General features: G+C 66.4%; 14 protein-coding genes. 4 read left to right on the top strand and 10 right to left on the bottom strand.

The features are described 5' to 3' along the window. Positions 1-10 precede the first annotated feature (10 nt). From AC3G2C_RS14070 to AC3G2C_RS14030, 9 genes are all read right to left on the bottom strand, one after another. On the bottom strand, positions 11-208 hold the full coding sequence (locus tag AC3G2C_RS14070; protein ID WP_488385252.1) for a hypothetical protein: 198 nt from the start codon (positions 206-208) through the stop codon (positions 11-13). Positions 209-279: 71 nt separating this feature from the next. Then, entirely contained in the window at positions 280-858 is a 579-nt protein-coding gene (locus tag AC3G2C_RS14065) for an NnrU family protein (protein ID WP_488385251.1), read from the bottom strand. Between the two features lie 85 nt (positions 859-943). Beyond that, positions 944-1,507, bottom strand: a complete 564-nt coding sequence (locus AC3G2C_RS14060) for a HutD/Ves family protein (RefSeq protein WP_488385250.1) — start codon at positions 1,505-1,507, stop codon at positions 944-946. After that, on the bottom strand, positions 1,504-3,606 hold the full coding sequence (dinG, locus tag AC3G2C_RS14055; protein WP_488385249.1) for an ATP-dependent DNA helicase DinG: 2,103 nt from the start codon (positions 3,604-3,606) through the stop codon (positions 1,504-1,506). The genes AC3G2C_RS14060 and dinG overlap by 4 nt, the downstream gene beginning before the upstream one ends. A gap of 201 nt (positions 3,607-3,807) precedes the next feature. Further along, complete coding sequence (locus AC3G2C_RS14050) at positions 3,808-6,711, bottom strand: TonB-dependent receptor domain-containing protein (RefSeq protein ID WP_488385248.1); 2,904 nt, start codon at positions 6,709-6,711, stop codon at positions 3,808-3,810. Positions 6,712-6,972: 261 nt separating this feature from the next. Continuing rightward, positions 6,973-8,607, bottom strand: coding sequence for an NAD(P)/FAD-dependent oxidoreductase (locus AC3G2C_RS14045; RefSeq protein ID WP_488385247.1), 1,635 nt, complete (start codon positions 8,605-8,607; stop codon positions 6,973-6,975). A gap of 97 nt (positions 8,608-8,704) precedes the next feature. Beyond that, on the bottom strand, positions 8,705-9,358 hold the full coding sequence (locus AC3G2C_RS14040; protein WP_488385246.1) for a DsbA family oxidoreductase: 654 nt from the start codon (positions 9,356-9,358) through the stop codon (positions 8,705-8,707). 102 nt (positions 9,359-9,460) lie between these two features. Next, complete coding sequence (locus tag AC3G2C_RS14035) at positions 9,461-9,967, bottom strand: DUF1993 domain-containing protein (protein ID WP_488385245.1); 507 nt, start codon at positions 9,965-9,967, stop codon at positions 9,461-9,463. Beyond that, positions 9,964-11,304 carry a TCR/Tet family MFS transporter gene (locus AC3G2C_RS14030; RefSeq protein ID WP_488385244.1) on the bottom strand — a complete coding sequence of 447 codons (1,341 nt, stop codon included), beginning with the start codon at positions 11,302-11,304 and terminating at the stop codon, positions 9,964-9,966. The genes AC3G2C_RS14035 and AC3G2C_RS14030 overlap by 4 nt, the downstream gene beginning before the upstream one ends. A gap of 514 nt (positions 11,305-11,818) precedes the next feature. Between AC3G2C_RS14030 and AC3G2C_RS14025 the strand changes: the two genes are divergently transcribed. From AC3G2C_RS14025 to AC3G2C_RS14015, 3 genes are all read left to right on the top strand, one after another. After that, positions 11,819-12,994: a class I SAM-dependent rRNA methyltransferase gene (locus AC3G2C_RS14025; protein WP_488385243.1), complete on the top strand. Its 1,176-nt coding sequence runs from the start codon at positions 11,819-11,821 to the stop codon at positions 12,992-12,994. Positions 12,995-13,015: 21 nt separating this feature from the next. After that, positions 13,016-14,215 carry a DUF2252 domain-containing protein gene (locus AC3G2C_RS14020; RefSeq protein WP_488385242.1) on the top strand — a complete coding sequence of 400 codons (1,200 nt, stop codon included), beginning with the start codon at positions 13,016-13,018 and terminating at the stop codon, positions 14,213-14,215. A gap of 68 nt (positions 14,216-14,283) precedes the next feature. After that, on the top strand, positions 14,284-15,729 hold the full coding sequence (locus AC3G2C_RS14015) for a DNA recombination protein RmuC (protein ID WP_488385241.1): 1,446 nt from the start codon (positions 14,284-14,286) through the stop codon (positions 15,727-15,729). 45 nt (positions 15,730-15,774) lie between these two features. Here AC3G2C_RS14015 and AC3G2C_RS14010 read toward each other — a convergent pair whose 3' ends face one another. After that, positions 15,775-16,224 (bottom strand): hypothetical protein, encoded by a 450-nt coding sequence (locus tag AC3G2C_RS14010; protein WP_488385240.1) that lies wholly within the window; start codon positions 16,222-16,224, stop codon positions 15,775-15,777. Between the two features lie 164 nt (positions 16,225-16,388). On the opposite strand from AC3G2C_RS14010, the gene AC3G2C_RS14005 reads away from it, so the two are divergent. Beyond that, entirely contained in the window at positions 16,389-17,207 is an 819-nt protein-coding gene (locus AC3G2C_RS14005; protein WP_488385239.1) for a hypothetical protein, read from the top strand. Positions 17,208-17,268 lie beyond the last annotated feature (61 nt).

The following is a 17,268-nucleotide window of genomic DNA, read 5'->3' as shown; positions in this document are numbered from 1 at the left end:
GGTTGGGTCGTCAGGCCGGCTTGCCGCGCAGCACGCGGGCCGGCAGCATCAACATGGCGCCCAGGAACGCGAACACCGCGCCCACCGTAATGCCCACCAGTCGGAACGGCAGCGAGATCAGCCACACGATGGGGTAAAGCACCAGCGCCAGCAGCGCGAGCGGCCAGCAGAACACCAGCAGCAACAGCCAAAGCAGGAAGGCAGCCATGGGCCGATCCTCGGGTTGTCAACAACGCCAACTTTAGCGCAGCGCCGGGGCAGCCGCGACGGTGACTGATGTCACCCCAGGGGGCTTACGCCGATGAGCCAGCGATGCAGCCAGAAGGCGAACACCAGCCAGGCCACCACGCCGACCAGCACGGTGATGGCGTCGCCGCGTACGCTGCCGGCCGGGTAGACCACGCCGGCCGCGCGATCGCGTCGCCGCGCGCTGACGAAATCCACGCCTGCCCACAGCAGGAACGCACCGAACAGCAGCACGTCGTGCAACATGCCGGTGGCGAGCAGATGGCCGAAAGCCCAGATTTTCACGCCGGCCAGCATGGGGTGACCCAGCCGCGCCTTGAGGTGGTTACCCGGCACATAGGCCGCCGCCACCAGGATGAATGCCAGCAGGGTGAACAGCGCATTGAGGTGGCGCAGCCACATCGGCGGTACGTACAGCAGCACCGGCTGCAACCGGGCCAGCCCGAAGCCCCACACGATCAGCACGAAGCCGGCGATGGACACCACGGTATACAGCGCTTTCCAGCGCATTTCGCCCAGCCGTGCGAGTTGTCGGCCGCGCCAGTCGTTGGCGACGATGCGCACCGAATGCGCGCCAAGAAACAACACCAGACCTACGATGAGCCAAAGCATGGAATCACCCCGAGGGCGGTAGCGTCCGGGCGATTATAGGCAGGTGTCGTGGGCGGGATCATGACCACCCCGCGCCGTTGGCCTGTTAAGCCATATCGTGCATGCGCACATGCACCAGCAAGACCACTGCATCGGGCAACAGCTCAAACGGCGAAGTGTCGGGGAGCCAGGCATCGCCGGCGCTGAGGTCGCCATCGAGCGTGCGCACCTTACCGCGTGCCACGTAGAGCAACACCACATCGGGTGCGGCCACCTGGCTGCCCGGCGTGGTGCATACCTGCACCTCGCCGCTGGCGTGTGCGCGGCGCAGCATCAGGTTGAAATCGCGGGTGGCGCCGCCGGCCATGGCGACGTCCACCTGTGCTTCACCGGCAAAGGCGAAGGGCTCGAACGGCGTGGTGAGCGCGTGCTGGCGGGCGGCGTCCAGCGTCATGGTGAAGCCTTCGCCGTCCAGCAGGGCGATGCTGCGGTCGATGCCGGGAAACAACGAGAACGGCGCGGCGCTGTTCACCTCGGCCACGCTCACGCGCCAGAGGAAATCGTCATTGCCGCTGTCACGTGGAAAGCGGGCGATTTCGCGCGTGGTGCCCATGCCGTTCTTCCACGGCTGGGGCTGCGTGTCGGAGGAACGGATGATGCGAAAGCTCATGCCACTTTCTCGATGACGCGGGTGAACGGGGGCAGCGCCTTGAGCATGCGCTCGCCATAGCGCTTGAGCACCACGCGGCGATCGAGCAACACGATGCGGCCATGGTCGGTTTCGGTACGGATCAGGCGGCCGCAATACTGCGTGAGCAGACGCGTGGCTTCCGGCACGGTAACTTCGATGAAGGGGTTGCGGCCGCGCGATTCCAGCCATTCCGCGTAGGTGGCGCCGACCGGGTCGGTGGGTACGGCAAAGGGCAGCTGGGTGATCACTACCGTTTCGCACAGCTTGCCGGGCAGATCCAGGCCTTCGCCGAACGAGGCCAGGCCGAAGAGCGTACTGCCCTTGCCGGCTTCCACGTCGGCGATGTGTTCGGCGACCAGTTGCGCCTTGCCCAGCGAGCCTTGCGCGCGCACCTTGCGCACCTTGTCGATGGGCAGCTTCTGCAGCACGCGATCGAGTTTGACGCGCGAGGTGAACAGCACCAGGTTGCCGGCATCCCAATCCAGGTGTTCGGCGAGCCACTCGCAAATTTCCAGCGCGTGTTCTTCGCGTGCATCGGGAAGGGCGCGCATGGCGGGCACTTCCAGCCGCGCTTGCGCGGCGAGATCGAACGGCGAGGGCAGGCTTAGCGTTACCGCGTCGTCGGGCAGGCCCACGGCGTCGGCAAAGCCGCGGAAATTGCCGCCCGCGCTCAGCGTGGCGGAGGTCATCACCACGCCGCTCGCATTGCCCCACAACACGCTGCGCAGCAGGCCGCCGGCCGACACCGCCGAGGCGTGGCACACCAGCTGCTGGTCGCCGCTGAGGGTGACCCAGCGCGCCAGTGGCGGCGCGTTCTCGCCATCGCTGGCCGACCAGGCACGCCAGGTGCGCAACTGGCGGTCGATGCGTTCCAGCGCCATGCCCAGCTCGCGTGACAGCGCTTCATGGGTGGGGCCGCTTTCGGTCATCTCCAGCACGGCGCGACGCACGGCCGATACCCAGCGCTCCACTTCACCAGTGAATACGTAGAGCACGCGCGCGTGTTCCACCCAGGCTTCGGGCAGCTGGCCAAGCGAGCCGCGATACATGGGCTCGTCGTCGTCCGGCGAGGGCAGCCAGCTCAGGCGGATTTCTTTTTCCAGCTCTTCCAGCGCATCGCTCAGTTCCTGCAGCTTCTGGTCGCCGGCATCGAGCGGCAGCTTGCCGATCACTTCCTTGTCGGTGAGCGAATAGGCGGCGTGGATCTGTCGTCCCAAGCGGCTGAGCTGGCGGGCGGCGGTGTTGAGGTACACCTCGGCGGCGCCACGGTCGATCGCCTTGGACGGCACGTGATGGCCTTCGTCGAAGATGTACAGCGTTTCGTCCGGCTTGGGCAGGATCACGCCGCCAAAGCCATCCTCTTCGCGCGGCATGGTGAGATCGGCCAGCACCAGATCCTGGTTGGCCACGATGATCTCGGCATCGCCCACGGCACGGCGCGCGGCGAAGAACGGGCACTGCATGAAGTGCGCGCACTTGCGGCTGGTGCAGCCGCCGGCGCTGGTGGTGATCATGGGGCGCAGCACGTCGCTGATGGGCTCGGGCGCGGCGTCGATGTCGCCGTCCCATTCATTGCGATCGAACAGGCCCGCAAGCTTGGTCAGTGCCTTCTTGTCGCGCTCCTGCGGCGGCTTGCTCCACAGGGCGAGGTCGGCGTCGAAGCCCAGGCCCATCTGGGCCGTCTCGTTGAGGCTGTTGCTGGCCATGGCCAGGTTGCGCGGGCACAGGTAGCGGCCGCGGCCCTTGGCCAGCGCCACCTTGGCCTCGCGGCCATTGAGCTTGAGATAAAGCGGGATGTCGCGCTGAACCAGCTGCTCCTGCAGCGCCACGGTGGCGGTGGCGATGAGCAGCTTTTTCTTCTGCGCCCGAGCCACTTCCACGCCGGCCACCAGGTAGGCCATGGATTTGCCGGTGCCCGTGGGCGCCTCGATCACGGCCGCGCCACCTTCCTGCGCCAGGGCCTTGGCGACCTCGGCGATCATCTTTCCTTGAGACGCACGAGCGCGAAAGCCCGGCAGGCCTTCCTTGATGCGCGTATAGGCCGCGCGGATCGCGTCTTTGGTGGTGTCGGTGAGCATGGTGCGGGTGAGGGCGCCGGTTCGCCACGGCCGGCCATTCTCGCATGCCCGGCCGATGGCTGCCGGCACCCCGCCGGGCCAGGCGGAGAGCGGGCACAGGCCCAAAGAAAAAGGGCCGGCGGATGCCGGCCCCTTTCCCTTCCTAATGAAAGGACCGGCAAGCCAGTCCTTTCGCCCCAAGTCCCTGGGCTGCCACCCAGGTCAGAAGTTGTAGTTGAAGCCTGCGTAGTAGGCGCGGCCGATGGTGTCGTAAAGCGCCGAGCCAAAGGTGGTGCCAAACAGGTTCACCGGCGGATCGCGGTCGAACACGTTGGTCACACCCACGTAAGCCTGCCAGCCGCTGTTGGGGAACACGTAGCTGGCGCGGACGTCGTTGAAGAAGCCCGAGCCGGCGCGGATCGGCGTGGTCTGCGTCGGGTTGGACTTGTAGCTCTCATTGCTCACGCGCAGCATCGAGGAGAAGTAGCGAGCGTTCCAGTTGAACGCCCAGTTCTCGCGGCTGTAGGTGGCGCGCAGCACAGCCTTCCATTCGGGGTAGCCGAGCGTGCCGTTGTCCTGCACGGTATTGGCCGGGTCGTCCTGGAACGGGTGCTCCGTGAAGGCGATCACGCGCGTGGCATCCACGGCCCAGTTCATCTTGCCGCCGAACAGCGGATGCGAGTAGTACGCACCGATGTCGATGCCCGAGGTGCTGAGCGAGGAGATGTTCTGGTTGATCGTGCGGATGTAGTTCAACTCGTTGGAGCTGCCGTCGCGCGAGGCGTTGGCGCAGTACACGTTGTTGATGCCGGTGGTGGAATCCACGCAGTGGTTGACCACATCCTGGCCGGTGGGCGCGCTGACCGCGTTGGTCAACTTGATGTTCCAGTAGTCCACCGTCATGCCGAAGCCCGAGAGGAAGGTGGGCGTGAACACGAAGCCTGCGGTCCAGGTGCGACCCTGCTCCGGCTTGAGGTTCGGGTTGCTGCCCGACACGCCGCGGATGGTCGAGCCGTTGGTCGAGTTCCAGCCCTGCGGAATGCCCAGGGCAAGGCAGTTGGCCTGGCGCACGGACGGGTTCGGGCCGTTCTTGATCTGGTTGGCCGAGCACGGGTCGGTCACCGAGAAGAAGTTCTCGCGCTGGCCGCTGTACAGCTCACCGATGTTCGGTGCGCGCACGGCGGAAGACATGGTGCCACGCAGGCGCAGGTCGTCGATGATCGACCAGTCCAGGCCCCAGCGCCACGCCTTGGTGTGACCGATGGTGGAGTAGTCGGAGAAACGTGCTGCGGCGTCGAAGGTGAGGTTCTGCGCGAACGGCTTGCCCGAGATGAGCGGCAGCGCGGTCTCGATATAGCCTTCCTTGACGTCATACGCGCCGCCCGACGGCGGGATCGCGTTGAGGAAGGTGAGGCCGGTCGCGTCCAGCGGATCGGTGACCTGACGACTGGATTCGCGACGGAACTCCACGCCGGCCGCCATGCTCGCCGAGCCTGCGTCGAACGGCATCTGGAACAGGTTGTTGTTGGTGACGGAGCCGCCACCCACGAACTGGGTCAGACGCGAGGTAGTGGTGGTGGTGGTGTTGAACCACTGCGCCGCCGCCGGATTGATCGCACCGTTGCCAAAGATGCTCGTCGGCACGCAACCGCCGCCCAGGGCGATCGGGTTGAGCACCTTGCCGGTGTTGGCGTTGATGGCATTCGGATTGAGCGTGGAGCGGCAGACGATGTTGCCCTTGCTGTCCTTCACCGCGTCGATCGAGGCGAAGAAGCGATCCTTGATGCGGTTGTTGAAGTTGTGGCGGGTTTCGTCGGTGACGCCGTACGTCACCGAGGCGTCGTACTGCCAGTCGCTGCCGATCAGGCCGTTGGCGCCGAGCACCACGCGGCTGGTATCGCGGGCGGTGTCTTCGCCGCGACGGCCGGCGTCCACGTCAAAGCGACCGACGCTGATGCTGCTGGCGCCGTTGGCCTTCATCAAGGCGGCGAGTTCCGGCGTGATATAGGCGTTGTCAGCTGTGATCTTGTACGCGGAAGCGCCGCTGCCGAAGGCCGGCTGACCAAACTTCTTTACGTCGACATGGCTGTAGGTGCCTTCGGCGTACAGGCGATGCTCGGGCGTGATGTCGAAGCTGGCCACCGAGCTGATGCTGGTGCGGCCGTAGCGCGGCTGCAGCTGGGCTACCTGGTTCAGGTCCACGCGGTCGCAATCGGTGCAGCGGCCGGTGTCGTCGTACAGGCCACCGAAGCGCTGCTTGCGCACGTTGCCGTTGGCGTCGAACACGTAGCGCTTGCTCACGTCCGCCGCCTTGCCGAAGGAGAAGGTGCCGCCTTCGGTGATGGTGTAGCTGCCGGCGTTGCCGAACAGCGCGGCATCGGTCGGTCCGTTGGGCGTCTTGATGGTGGTGTAGGCCTCATGACCGAAGCGGTCGCGGAACTCCAGCGAATCCTGGTTGCTGTGCTCGACTGACACGGCGACGTTGCCGCGGTTGTCGGCGAAGTTCATGCCACCGGTGAGCGAGATGAGCTTCTTGTCGAAGCCGCCGTGTTCGGAGGTGCCGTACTGCGCGTGCAGGTTGGCGCCCTGGTAATTCTTCTTGAGGATGAAGTTGACCACGCCGGTGACAGCGTCGGCACCGTACACGGCCGAGGCGCCGCCGGTGATGATTTCCACGCGCTCGATCCAGTCGGCCGGGATCAGGTTCACGTCAACCGCGGTGTTGCCCGCCGTGGCGCCAACGTAGCGGCGGCCGTTGACGAGCACCAGCGTGCGGTTGGTGCCCAGGTTGCGCAGGTCCTGGCGAGCGATACCGGCCGTGCCGATGTACTGCGTGGAGTTGCCCATGGTGAAGCTGGTGGACAGCTGGGGCATGGTCGTCATCAGATCGCCGACGTTCACGGCGCCCGTGGCCTTGATGTCCGCCGCGGTCAGTACGCTCACCGGGGTGGGCGAAACCACGTTCGGATTGGAAATGCGGGTACCGGTGACCGTTACCGTTTCCAGCTTGGCCGCATTGCTGGCATCGGCCTGGGTTTTCGCAGCATCTTGCGCGATGGCCTGGCCGGTGATGGCGGCCAAACAGGCGAAAGCGAGCAGTTTGCGGGTGTAAGCGGGGTTATTCATGCAGCCGTCTCCCTTACGGGGCATACAGTTACGGGGAGCCGACGTCTAGCAACGTCACTCTGTGGGGACAGTCGTCGGCGGGGAACTCGCCGCTGGGGAACGGCAAGAAGTTACGATTCGATCACAATTTGCTTACACGAAGCTGACGAAATAGCCCGCATTCACGAGGTAGGTAATAGGTCATGAATGGTTGGCACGGGGCTGCATTCGCCCTGGATTGCCTCAGGGCGTTGCCGTTAGAACTGCTGGGGAATAGCGGGCTTAGCGACCGGCGTTGATCGACAACGCCACCGCCTCGGCCACGCGGATGCCGTCCACGGCGGCCGAGAGGATGCCGCCGGCATAGCCGGCGCCTTCGCCGGCCGGGTACAGGCCGCGGGTGTTGAGGCTCTGGTAGTCCTCGCCGCGGCGGATGCGCACTGGCGAGGAGGTGCGCGTTTCCACGCCTGTAAGTACGGCGTCGTGCATGGAGAAGCCCTTGATCTGTCGCTCGAAAGCCGGCAGCGCCTCGCGAATGGCTTCGATGGCGTAATCGGGCAGGGCGGGCGCCAGGTCCGTCAGGTGCACGCCGGGCTTGTACGAGGGCTGCACCGTGCCGAGCGCCGTGGAAGGCGTGCCGTTGATGAAATCGCCCACCAGCTGGCCTGGGGCGCTGTAGTCGCCGCCGCCCAGTTCAAAGGCGCGCGACTCCAGCGCACGTTGCAGCGCGATGCCGGCCAGCGGGCTGCCGCTGTCGTCGAAAGCGGCGAAATCCTTGGGCTCGATGCCCACCACGATGGCTGCGTTGGCATTGCGCTCGTTGCGCGAATACTGGCTCATGCCATTGGTGACCACGCGCCCAGGTTCGGACGTGGCCGCCACCACCGTGCCGCCCGGGCACATGCAGAAGCTGTAGACCGAGCGTCCGTTCTTGCAGTGGTGCACCAGCTTGTAGTCGGCCGCGCCCAGGATGGGGTGGCCGGCCTGCGGGCCGAAGCGTGCGCGGTCGATGACCGATTGCGGGTGCTCGATACGAAAGCCGATGGAGAACGGCTTGGGCTCCAGATACACGCCGCGATCGTGCAGCATGAAAAAGCTGTCGCGCGCGCTGTGGCCCAGCGCCAGCACCACGTGGCTGCTGCGCAGTTGCTCGCCGTTGGCCAGCACCACGCCGCGCACTTGCCGGTTGCCCTCGGCATCGGTATCGACGAGCAAGTCTTCCACGCGCGATTGAAAGCGGATTTCGCCACCCAGCGACTCGATGGTCGCGCGCATGTTTTCCACCATGGTCACCAGGCGGAAGGTGCCGATGTGCGGCTTGCTGACGTAGAGGATTTCCTCCGGCGCGCCGGCCTCAACGAACTCGGTGAGCACCTTGCGGCCGTGATGCTTGGGGTCGGAGATCTGGCTGTAGAGCTTGCCGTCGGAGAACGTACCTGCGCCGCCCTCGCCGTACTGCACGTTGGATTCGGGTTCGAGCTTGCGCTTGCGCCACAGGCCCCAGGTATCCACGGTGCGCTCGCGCACGGCCTTGCCGCGTTCGAGGATGATCGGGCGGTAGCCCATCTGCGCCAGCAACAGGCCGGCGAACAGGCCGCACGGGCCCAGGCCGATCACGATGGGGCGCTCGCTCAGGTCTTCCGGCGCCCGCGCCACGAAGTGGTAGCTGGTATCCGGGCTGGGCTGCACATGCTTGTCGTTGGCGTGGCGCTTGAGCACTGCCGCTTCGTCGGCCACGTCCACGTCCAGCGTGTAGATCAGCTGGATATCGCCGCGCTTGCGCGCGTCGTAGCCACGGCGGAATACCGTCACGGCCCGCAGCGCGTCCTTGCCCAGGCCCAGCTTGGCGCGCGCGGCGGCCGCGATGGCACCCTCCGGGTGGTCGAGCGGGAGCTTGATGTCGGTGAGTCGCAGCATGCGGGCGGGGCGGTCAGGCGGAGATGGCCGCGCATTTTCGCACGTCCTGCACCGGCCTTGCCGCCGGAGAGGTGCTCCGGCGCCGCGACAGGGTGGATCAGCCTTCGGCGGCGATGCGGCGCAGGGTCTGCTCGAACACCTCGGGCGGCTGGCCACCCTGGATCAGGTAGCGCCCGTTGACAATCACCGAAGGCACCGCCTGGATGCCCTGCGAGCGGTAGAACTGCTCCTGGGCGCGCACGTCCTGGGCGTAGCGGTCCTCGTCCAGCACATGGCCGGCTTCCACCGGGTCCAGCCCGACCTGAGCGGCCACGTCCACCAAGACGTCACGCGTGCTCACGTCGCGGCCGTCGGTGAAATACGCGGCCAGCAAGGCCTGCTTGAGCTCGGCCTGGCGACCTTCCAGCGCGGCCCAGTGCAGCAGGCGGTGCGCATCGAACGTGTTCACCACGCGCTTGCGGCGATCCATGTTGAACGTAAAGCCCAAGCTGGCGCCGCGCTCGCGAATCGCCTCCTGGTTGGCGCTGATTTGTTCGGGCGTACTGCCGTACTTGCGCACCAGGTGCTCCACCGCATCTTCGCCCTCGGGCGCCATCTGCGGGTTGAGCTCGAATGGCTGGAAATGAAGCTCTGTGGTGACTTCCTCGCCAAGGCGGTCCAGCGCTTGTTCCAGCGACTTCAGGCCAATGGCGCACCACGGGCACACCACGTCGGAAACGAAGTCGATTTTCAGCGTGGTGGGGACAGTCATGGCGCGGTTCCGGTGAGTAAGGCTACCGAGGTGGGTGCGCGGTATGGGGCTATCAAGGTGTCGACGCACGGGCGAGCCGGTGCGTCGACAGGAGCGAGTGGATCAGGGCTTGCCGATAAAGTCGGTCTTGCCCAGCTCCGCGCCGGCCTCGCGCAGGATCGCGTACGCCGTGGTGCAGTGGAAGAACAGGTTGGGCAGCACGAAATGCAGCAGGTAACCCTGGCCTTCGAACTGCTGCTCGCCGTTGCGCGTCTTGATGGTGACGGCGCGCGTTTCGCTGCCGTCGATCTGCTCGGCCTTGAAGCCCTTGATGTACTCGATGGCGCGCTCGATGCGCGCATGCAGCTCGGCGAAGCTCGATTCGGTGTCCTCGAACTTCAGCGGCTCCACGCCGGCCAGGCGGGCGCAGCCGTTCTTGGCCATGTCGGTGGCGATCTGCACCTGGCGGGTGAGCGGGAGCATGTCCGCGGTGAGGCGCGCCTGCAGCAGCAGCGAGGGCTCGTACTTGCGCGCATGGGCATGCTCTTCGCCCTTGCGCAGCACATGCTGCAGGTTGTGCAGCGCGCGCAGGAACACCGGAACGGAAGCTTGATACATCGACAGCGTCATGGGGTTTGCTCCGAGGAGTCGGGGGTAGGAGAGGTATTGATGGTGGCGATCGAGGCGTGATCAAGCGGCGCGGCAGTGGCGTCGTCCGGACGCGCAAGATCATGCACGCGTTTGGTCACCCGCACCGCGATCAAGGTGCCCACCAGCAGCAAGCCCGCCGATAGCACAAAAGCCAGGCCCGGCAGGTGCAGGGGCGAACTGGGCGCGATGGAGAAGGAGAACACCTGAGCGAACAGGTACGGCCCAAAGATGCCGGCAAAACTCTGCAAGCTGCTGATGGCCCCTTGCAGGCGGCCCTGCTCGGTGGGGTCGACCTGGTGAGTCATCAGCGATTGAATGGGCGGGCCGGACAGCCCCCACAACGCCATCAACGGAATACCCAGCAGGAACATCCCACCGCTATCGGCCAAGCCCATCACCAGGAATGCACCGATACCGCACAGCATGCCGCCCAGCATAAGGCGCCGCTCGCCCAGTCGAGGCGCCAAACGCCGCGTCAGCACGGCCTGCACCAGGCCATCGCAGGCGCCTACAAGCATCAGCACGTAACCCACGGCCTGGGTGCCCCAGCCGTAGCGATAGTCGGCGTAGAGCACAAAGGTGGTCTGCAGCACGTAGTGCGCGAGGAACACCAGGAACATCACCACGGCCAGCCCCAGCACCAACGGGTAACGCCGTAGCAGGGCCAGCGAGCCCAGCGGATGCGCCGTATGCAGTTCGAAGCGCGGCGTGCGGCGCTCTTTGGGCAGCGACTCGGGCAGCACGAACAGGCCGTACAAGAAGTTGCAGGCCGCCAGCGCCGCCGCCACCCAGAACGGCAGGCGCAGGTCGTAATGACCCAGCAGGCCGCCCACGCCAGGGCCAATGATGAAGCCCAGGCCAAACGCGCTGCCCAGGATGCCGTACGCCGCCGCGCGCTTTTCCTTGGGCGTGATGTCCGCGATATAGGCGTTGGCGGTGGTAAAGCTTGCCGCCGTCATGCCCAGCAGCACGCGCGCCACGAACAGCAGCCACAGCGTGGGCGCCAGCGCCAGCAGCACGAAATTGATGGCCAGCCCCGCATTGGAGATCAGGATGACCGGCCGGCGCCCGAAACGATCGGAAAGCGCGCCCTGCACCGGCGAAAACGCGAACTGCACCGCCGCGAACACGGTACTGAACACGCCCACCCACCACGCGGCATTGGCGATGCCGCCGCCGGCCAACTGCTGCACCAGGTGCGGCAGCACCGGGATGACGATGCCGAACCCCAGCATGTCCAGCACCACGGTGATGTAGATAAGCGTGATCGCGGCCCGACGGCCGGAGCGCAGTTCGGTGGTGGGAGAGGTGTCCATGAGGCGCGGCTGGTGGTGAGGTGGGCACGATAGCCGATTGCGCAAAGGGCTGGGTGTGCGGTGCACGATGGGGCTGGCGGCTGGGCGCAATGGCCTGGCGGGCTGCGCTGCTCCCCATTCTCCCGCTCCGTCATCCCCGGGAGCCCCAAAAAGGGGCCAAGAGCGGGAGTCGCCTCTCAATTGCCGACCGGCTGGTCATCCAGCGCCTTTGCTTTGGCGCGATATAGCAAGCCAGGTCGCGGGGCGGGATCGATAGCGAGCGACGCAGGACGGTCGCCGCTTGTGGCGGGTGACACGCGCCGCCGCAACCAGACGGGCGCGAGCGCTTTGCGCGCCTGGGGCTGAATCTGCCTCCGCCAAGGCACCGTTGATCGGCGAACGGACAATACGGGGAGCGCTCCGCTGCATGGATCGCCCAATCGCCGGGCGGTGCCAACACCCATCGGCGCCCGCCTCATACCGCCGCAGCCACGTTTCAGCCGAGCCCAAACCCCGCACCAGCTATCATTAGCAAATGAGTACCCTTCAATCCCCCCTCCCCACCATCCGCCTCAAAACCGACCGCGCCCCGGGCCACCCCTGGGTCTGGTCCGCTCAGGTCATCAAGCCCGAGACCCGGCTGCCGCCCGGCAGCGTGGTCGATGTGGAAGACGCCAAGGGCCGCTTTGTCGGTCGCGGTTTCTGGAACGGTCACGCGCGCATCGCCCTGCGCCTGCTTACCACCGACCCGACCGAGGCCATCGATGCCGAATGGATCGCCGCGCGCATCGATCGTGCCGTGTCCCTGCGCCAGGAGTGGCTGCAACTCGATCGCGTGAGCGACGCCTGGCGCGTGGTGCACAGCGAGGGCGACGGCCTTTCCGGGCTGGTGGTGGATCGCTACGCCGACATCCTGGTCATCGAGTACTTCGCCGCCGGCATGTGGCGGTTCCGCGAGGCCATCCATGCCGCGCTCAAGCGGCATTTTCCGGACGCGCGCCTGTACTGGTTTGCCGAAAACCACGTGCAGAAGCAGGAGTCCTTCGATTGCCGCTCGCCGGAAGCTCCGGCACCGGTGGAAGTGCATGAGCACGGGCTGCGTTTCCACGCGGCACCGGGCTACGGCCACAAGACGGGCTTTTTCGCCGACCAGCGCGAGAACCGCCATCACTTTGCGCGCCTGGCCAAGGGCCGCCGCGTGCTGGATCTGTGCTGCAACGCCGGTGGATTCGCCGTGCACGCGCTGGCCGCCGGTGCGAGCGAAGCCATCGGCGTTGACATGGACCCGGGCATCCTGGAGATCGCCCGCGCCAATGCCGCCGCCAACGACGTGCCGGCGGTGTTCGAGCAGGCGGACATCTTCGACTGGTTGCGCGCGGCGGTGTCGCGTGGCGAGCAGTTCGACGCGGTGATCCTGGACCCGGCCAAGCTCACCCGCGACCGCAACAAGGTGGTGGATGCGCTCAAAAAGTACTTCGCCATGAATCGCCTCGCGCTCGACGTGATCCCGCCGGGCGGCCTGCTGCTGACCTGTTCGTGCACGGGCCTGGTGAGCGAGGCGGATTTCCTGGAAATGCTGCGTCGCGTGGCGCTCAACGCAGGGCGCGAAATCCAGGTGCTGCATGTGGCGGGCGCGGGGGCGGATCATCCGTTCCGCAGCGACGTGCCGGAAGGCCGCTACCTCAAGGCGGTGTTCTGTCGCGTGATGTAATTCAACGCAAGGAGTGCCCCGATGGATGTGGTCCAAACCATTTGCGACTACAACGCCGGGCGCGACCCCGAGCGCCTGGAGCGCAAGTACGCCGCGATGCGACGCGACCCGTTCGTGTTCCTGCGCGGCAGCTGCCACCTGTTCTACGAACGCCTGCCCGAGGCCAAGGTGTTCGCCAAGGCGCCGCTCACCTGGGTGTGCGGCGATCTGCACCTGGAGAACTTCGGCAGCTTCAAGGGCGATAACCGCCTGGTGTACTTCGACCTCAACGACTTCGACGAAGCCGCGCTGGCGCCGTGCAGCTGGGAGTTGATTCGCCTGCTGACCAGCGTGCACCTCGCCGCCGGCAGCCTGGCATTGAGCGGCGCGCAGGCCAACCTGCTGTGCAAGCGCTTTCTGGATGCCTACGTGCAGGCGTTGCGCCAGGGCAAGGCGCGCTGGATCGAACGTGACACCGCACAGGGCATGGTCGGTGACTTGCTGGGCAGCCTGCGCGGTCGACTGCGCCCGCATTTCCTGGACAGTCGCACCGAACGCAAGGGCAAGCGCCGCATCATCCGGCTGGATGGCAGGCGCGCATTGCCGGTGACCGACAAGCAGCGCGACAAGGTCACCGCGCTGATCGGCAAGATCTGCGCCCACGAAGCTGACCCCTCGTTCTACAAAGTGCTGGATGTGGCGCGCCGCATCGCCGGCACCGGCAGCCTGGGCGTGGATCGCTATTCGATCCTGGTGCAAGGCAAGGGCTCGCCCGACGGCAACTACCTGCTGGATCTCAAGCAGGCACTGCCTTCCTCGCTGGTGCCGCAACTGGGCGTGCCGCAGCCGGCATGGTCCAGCGAGGCTGCGCGCGTGGTGGGCGTGCAGCAGCGCATGCAGGCGATCTCGCCGGCATTCCTGCGTGCGGTGACCATGGGCCGCAAGAGCTACGTGCTGCGCGGCCTGCAACCCACCGAGGACCGTGTGGCCCTGGCCGACTGGCACGGCAAGTTCGAGCGCCTGGCCGGCGTTCTGGGCACCATGGGTCACCTCACCGCGTGGGCGCAGTTGCGCAGCAGCGGCCGCGAGGGCTCGGTCACCGCCGACACACTGATCGCCTTTGCCGAAAAGCGCCGCTGGCCCGGTCAATTGCACAAGTTGGCCCAGGAGTGCGCCAAGCGCACCCGGCAGGACTGGAAGCTGTTCGCCAAGGCTTATGACCAGGGCGCGTTTGCGCTTTGACGCAAGCCGATCCCGGTATCTGAGACGCCAGCGCGTACACTTGGCGGCCTGTATACCTGGGTGTTGCCATGTCCGTGACTGACGTTCTCCTGATTGTGCTTGTCCTTGCCGTGCTGGTGCTGATTGCCTTGCAGGTGATGGGCCTGTTGCGCGGCCGCGACGATGGCAGCCTCACCGCGCGCCTGGACGCACTCAAGGACGACAACCGCCACCTGCGCGAAGCCCTGGCGCAGGAGCAGCGCGCCGGGCGCGGCGAGGTCACCCAGTCGCTGGCCCAGTTCCGCACCCTGGTGCAGGAGCAACTCGGCGGTATGAGCGCGCAGCAGCACGAGCGCATCGGTCATTTCGGCCAGCGCCTGGACGTGCTCACCGAACGCACCGACAACGGCCTGCAGGCGCTGTCCCAGCGCCTCACCGAAGACGCGCGCCGCAGTCGCGAAGAACTCAACCTGGGTCTCAACCGTTTCGGCGAACAGCAACAGCAGCGTCTTACGGCGCTCACCGCCGACAACGAAAAGCGCATGGGCGAAGTGCGCGCCACGCTCGAAACCAAGCTCAAGGCCCTGCAGGACGACAACGCCGCCAAGCTGGAGCAGATGCGCGCCACCGTGGACGAGAAGCTGCAGACCACGCTGGAAACGCGCCTGGGTCAGTCCTTCGCGCTGGTATCGGAGCGCCTGGAGCAAGTGCAGCGTGGCCTGGGCGAAATGCAGAACCTAGCCACCGGCGTGGGCGACCTCAAGCGCGTGCTCACCAACGTGAAGACGCGCGGCATCCTGGGCGAGGTGCAGCTGGCGGCCCTGCTGGAGCAGTTGCTCACCAGCGAGCAGTACGACGCCAACGTGATCACCGTGCCAGGCAGCAGCGACCGCGTGGAGTTTGCCGTGCGCATGCCGGGCGCCAGCGAGGGCGGCCAGCTCTACCTGCCCATCGATGCCAAGTTCCCGGTCGAGGATTACCAGCGCCTGCTCGACGCCCAGGAGGCCGCCGATGCCGATGCCGCCGCGCAGGCCGGCCGTGCACTGGAAACGCGTGTGCGCGACGAAGCCAAGCGCATCCGCAGCAAGTACGTGGCGCCGCCGCACACCACCGACTTTGCCGTGCTGTTCCTGCCCACCGAGGGCTTGTACGCCGAAGTCATCCGCCGCCCTGGCTTGTTCGAGGCCTTGCAACGCGACTTCCACGTGACGGTGGCCGGGCCCACCACGCTCACGGCCTTGCTCAACAGCCTGCAGATGGGCTTCCGCACACTGGCCATCGCCAAGCGCAGCAGCGAGGTGTGGACCTTGCTCGGCGCGGTGAAGAGCGAGTTCGGCAAGTTCGGCACGGTGCTGGAGAAAACCCGCAAGAAGCTCAACGAAGCCAGCAACGTGATCGACCAGGCCAGCGTGCGCACGCGCGCCATCGAGCGCAAGCTGCGCGGCGTGGAAACGCTGCCCGGCGAAGAAGCCCAGCAACTGCTGGCCGACGCACCCGCCATCGACGATGGCGGGGATGAGGAAGACGAAGGCTAGGAACGGATGCGCTGATTGACTCGGCGCATCCCTAGGTGCCAGCGGTCATGCGGATGCGCTGACCAAGCTCCCGCTGTTGCCGCCGCCCTCGGCCAGGAGCGCCGTCACCAGCGCTGACACCGCCGACTCCAATTGCCCCAGGGTGGTGGCGATAGCTGACTGCAACGCGGTCACGCGGGCGAGGTTCGCGGGGTCCTTCGCTTGCGGCCCGGAGGTGGCGGCATGCAATTGTTCTTGCTGCTGCGCCAGCATTTTCTGTAGCTGGGCGATTTCGCGCTTCAGTGCCTGCACCGTGGGGCTGGCGGCGCCGGAACTGCTGTCGCTCCCGTCGCTGGCACCGGCGCTGTTGGCGGGCGATTTGATGGCGCTGCCGGCCACGTTGACATGCGAGCCCGATGCCGCGTCTTGCGGCGCCTCGGTCGCACTGCCGGCGGTGGTGGTGCCCGCGATGTTCACGGGGATGCTGGAGGTATCCATATGGATGCCGATGTTCATGGCCATTCCTTGTGCACGGTCGCCCGGTAGATCGGCCGATACGCCATAACCTTGAATGAAGGCAGCAGCGACGCCCGAGGCATCCGGGGCTGCTTAACCCCATCGCCTAACCCCCGGCGTTTCATCTCATGCACCGGTGCTCGGTGCCTGCCAGGAGCCTTCGCATGAACTCGCGCACCCTGTTGTTCGCGGCACTGGCCGCGCTCGCTGCCAGCGGCCCGGCCACCGCCGTGGGGCGTCTGATCGATGTGACGGTATATGACCGCACCGATGGTCAGTCGCTACCCGTCTATAACTACCAGGGCCGCAGCTACGTGGCCGGGCAGCCCGGCCATCGCTACGAGATCCGGCTACGCAGTCGGGACGGCGAGCGGCTGCTGAGTGTGCTGTCGGTGGATGGTGTCAACGCGATCTCCGGCGATACGGCCGACTGGTCGCAGGCGGGCTACGTGCTGGCACCGCATGGCGGTGCCAGCATTCGCGGCTGGCGCAAGAGCCTGTCGGCTGTGGCGGATTTCGTGTTCGCCGATGCCGCGCGCAGTTATGCCGCCCGCACCGGGCGACCGGACAACGTGGGCGTGATTGGTCTGGCCGTGTTTCGGCCCCGCGAGCAGGTGCCGGTCATCGCTATGCGAGCCGCCGACATGCCCTCGCCGGCAGCCAAGGCGGCGCCCACGCAATCGGCTCCGCCTGCGCAAAGGGATGCGATGGCGCAAGCCCCGTCCCGCGCCAGCATCGCGTCAGCACCGGCTCCCATCGTGCCGATGGAGCAAGGGCCACTGGGCACCGCACACGGCGAACGCGAGAATTCGCTGGTGAGCTACACCCAGTTCCCGCGCGCGTCGTCCACGCCAGACGAGGTCATCACGGTCTATTACGACACACGCGAGCGGTTGATTGCACAGGGTGTGCTGCCGCAGGAAAGCGCGCTGCCCTCGCGGCCCGATCCATTCCCAGGGCACTTTGTTCCCGACCCGCGCTGAGCTTTCGCGCGTCGTTCAACTTCCGGCAGGCCGAAGCATGGCAGCATCAGGGGACGCGCCC

This window comes from Frateuria sp. sgz306004 (assembly GCF_057750885.1).
This window is presented reverse-complemented; position numbering and strand designations above follow the sequence as displayed.